Genomic DNA, 3,110 nt, shown 5'->3' on the forward strand with positions numbered 1-3,110 from the left:
GTGAGCCACGACCACCCGGAGGTGTAGCTGCCGCCCGGCTTGGTGGCGAAGGTGCCGACCGGGTGGCCGATCCACTCGCCGTGCTCGTCCTCGCCGAGGTAGAGCCCGTCGAATGCCCAATGAGGCCGGCCACCCCACTTCGTGAACTCGACACGAACGGGATGACCGGCCTCGAAGCGCATAGGCGCCGATTCTGCCTCAGGCGTTCTTCTTGGGCAGCACGTACTTCGCACCCAGCGCGATGAGGTCCTGGTAGCGCGAGCCGGTGAACTTGCCGAAGTTGTGGATCACGTGGGCGTCGAGGCCGACCAGGACACGGGCCTGCTTGCGCTCGATGCCCTTGACGATGATCTCGGCGGCGCGCGACGGCTCCATCTTGGCGAGCTTCTCGTCGAAGAGCTTCGCGGTCGCGGCCTGGTCGTCCTTGGCCGAGACGCGGGCACTGCGGGCGACCGCGGTCTTGATGCCGCCGGGATGGACGGAGGTGACGCCGACCTTGTGGCCGTCGATCAGCATCTCCTCGCGCAGCGCCTCGGTGAAGCCGCGTACGGCGTACTTCGCGGCGTTGTAGAACGCCTGGTCGGGCATCGAGACCAGCCCGAAGAGCGAGGAGATGTTGACGATGTGCGCGTCGCCGGACTCGATCAGGGCCGGCAGGAAGAACTTCGTGCCGTGCACGACGCCCCACCAGTCGATGCCGATGATCCAGTCGATGTCGTCCCAGTCGAGGTCGTTGACGCGACCGCTGAGTGCGACGCCCGCGTTGTTGACCACCACGTTGACGCCGCCGAAGTGGGCGAGCACGCCCTCGGCGTACGTCTTGAAAGCCTCTCGGTCGGCGACGTCGAGCTTGTCCGCCTTGACCTCGCGGGCGCCGGCCTGCTTGGCGAGCTCCACGGTCTCGGCCAGACCCGCCTCGTTGACGTCGGAGAGCGCGAGTCGGGCGCCGCGGCCGGCGAGATTGAGCGCGAGGGCACGGCCGATGCCGGAGCCGGCTCCGGTGACCACGATCACCTTGTCGTCGAAGGACTTCATGCGGGGACACTCTCCTGGTTCGAGGTGGGCTGGTCGATGGCGGTGACGGCGTACTTGTCGACGTCGAACTTGCTGGTCAGATGGCGGAACAGGAACGTGAAGCTCGGCCACAGGGTGGTGTTGCGGCCGTGCTTGTCGAGATACCACGACGCGCAGCCGCCCTCTGACCAGACCGTGTTGGCCATCTTGTCCTGGAGGTCGTCGTTCCAGGCCGAGTTGGCGTCCTCGGTGGGCTCGACGGTGGCGTAGCCGTTGGTGCGCATCGTGCGGATGGCGTCACGGACGTACGTCACCTGGGACTCGATCATGTAGACCATCGAGGAGTGGCCCAGGCCGGTGTTCGGGCCGACCACGAAGAAGAGGTTGGGGAACTCCGGGACCGTGGTGCCCTTGTAGGCGCTCATGCCGACCTCGGCGAACCGCTCGGCCATCGTCCGGCCCTTGCTGCCGGTGATGTGGTGGGCGATCGGCAGGTCGGTGGTGTAGAAGCCGGTGGCGACGACGAGCACGTCGATCTCGCGGGTGGTGCCGTCCTTGGTGACGATCGCGTTGTCGGTCACCCGGTCGATGCCGGCGGTGATCACGTCGACGTTGTCGGCGTCCAGCGCCGGGTAGTAGGCGTTGGAGATCAGCGTGCGCTTGCAGCCGAGGGTGTAGTCGGGGGTGACCTTGCGGCGCAGCTCGGGGTCCTTGATGCCGCGGCGGATGTTGCCCTGTGCCTTCAGCTGGTGGGCCATGGTGAGCTTGGGCTGCATGGCGAGGCCGAGGACGCGGACCTCCAGGCCCCAGTAGACGGCCGCGCGGGCGACCCGCTGGACGCCGGGCACGTGCCGGAAGGCGGCCTTCTCGAGCTTGGTGTAGCGGTGCTCGTTGCGGGGGAGCACCCACGGTGCGGTGCGCTGGTAGACGTCGAGACGTCCGGCCTTCTTCTGGATCTCGGGGACGATCTGGATCGCGCTGGCGCCGGTGCCGATCACCGCGACGCGCTTGCCGGTGAGGTCGACGTCGTGGTCCCACTTCGCGGAGTGGAAGATCTCGCCCTGGAATCCCTCGATGCCCTCGATCTCGGGCAGCTTCGGCTCGCTGAGGGCGCCGGGACCGGCGATGACGGTGGTCGCTGCGTACGTCTTCTTGCCGTTCCTGCCCTCGGTCTGGACGAGCCAGCGCTGCTGGGTCTCGTCCCAGGTCGCGTCGGTCATCGCGGTGTCGAAGACGAAGCGGTCGAGGGTGCCGGAGCCTTCGGCGACGCGCTTGATGTACGCCTCGATCTCCGGCTGCGGCGAGAAGCTCATCGACCAGTCGGGGTTGAGCGCGAAGGAGTAGCTGTAGAGCTGGCTGGGTACGTCGCAGGCGGCGCCGGGGTAGGTGTTGTCTCGCCAGGTGCCGCCGACGCCGGAGCCCTTCTCGATGACGACGAAGTCACGCTCGCCGTCCTCGTCGAGCTTGATCGCCGCGCAGAGGCCCCCGAAGCCGGCACCGACGATCAGGTGGTCGACATGGGTGAGGTCAGCAGTGGTCATGGAGACGAGTGTGCTTGCTTATTGAACAAGTGTCAATAGAATGGGTCGCATGAGCCAACGGACGAGACTGACGCCCGCGCAACGACGGGAGCAGCTGCTCGATCTCGGCGTGCGTCTCTTTGCGACCCGCTCCCTCGATGAGCTCTCGATCGACGTGCTGGCGCGCGAGGCGGGCATCTCGCGCGGGCTGCTCTACCACTATTTCGGCGACAAGGTGGCCTTCCGAGAGGCAGTCGTACGCCGCGCTGCCGCCGACCTCGTGGCCCAGACCGCGCCGCCCGAGACCGGCGAGCCGGTCGAGCGACTGATGCACTCCATGGCTGCGTATGTCGACTTCGTCGACGCCAACTACGAGGGGTACGTCTCGATGGTCCGTGGCGCCGCGAGCGACCCGGTCCTGCGCGAGATCTATGACGAGGCCTTCGGTGAGCTCGGTGTCCGGATCTTCGAGACCGCGCCGTCCTTCGTCGCCGACACTCCCGCTGCCCGCCTGCTCGTCAGGGGCTGGCAAGCGATGTCGCAGGAGCTGGTGCTGTCGTGGAAGGAGGACCCCGC

The 3,110-nt window shown here is 67.2% G+C and carries 3 protein-coding genes and 1 pseudogene; 1 reads left to right on the forward strand and 3 read right to left on the reverse strand.

From position 1 onward, the window contains the following. The 3 genes and pseudogenes from ACRDPS_RS02985 to ACRDPS_RS02995 form a co-directional block, all read right to left on the reverse strand. Positions 1–182, reverse strand: a pseudogene (locus ACRDPS_RS02985) (hypothetical protein); the annotation flags it as partial. Positions 183–198: 16 nt separating this feature from the next. Beyond that, positions 199–1,035 carry an SDR family NAD(P)-dependent oxidoreductase gene (locus tag ACRDPS_RS02990; RefSeq protein WP_431500130.1) on the reverse strand — a complete coding sequence of 279 codons (837 nt, stop codon included), beginning with the start codon at positions 1,033–1,035 and terminating at the stop codon, positions 199–201. Next, on the reverse strand, positions 1,032–2,555 hold the full coding sequence (locus ACRDPS_RS02995; RefSeq protein WP_431500131.1) for a flavin-containing monooxygenase: 1,524 nt from the start codon (positions 2,553–2,555) through the stop codon (positions 1,032–1,034). The genes ACRDPS_RS02990 and ACRDPS_RS02995 overlap by 4 nt, the downstream gene beginning before the upstream one ends. Positions 2,556–2,604: 49 nt before the next feature. Between ACRDPS_RS02995 and ACRDPS_RS03000 the strand changes: the two genes are divergently transcribed. After that, a partial coding sequence (locus ACRDPS_RS03000; protein ID WP_431500132.1) for a TetR/AcrR family transcriptional regulator occupies positions 2,605–3,110 on the forward strand: 506 nt, incomplete at its 3' end.

It is taken from the genome of Nocardioides sp., from assembly GCF_050699375.1.
In the GTDB taxonomy this organism is placed as follows: domain Bacteria; phylum Actinomycetota; class Actinomycetes; order Propionibacteriales; family Nocardioidaceae; genus Nocardioides.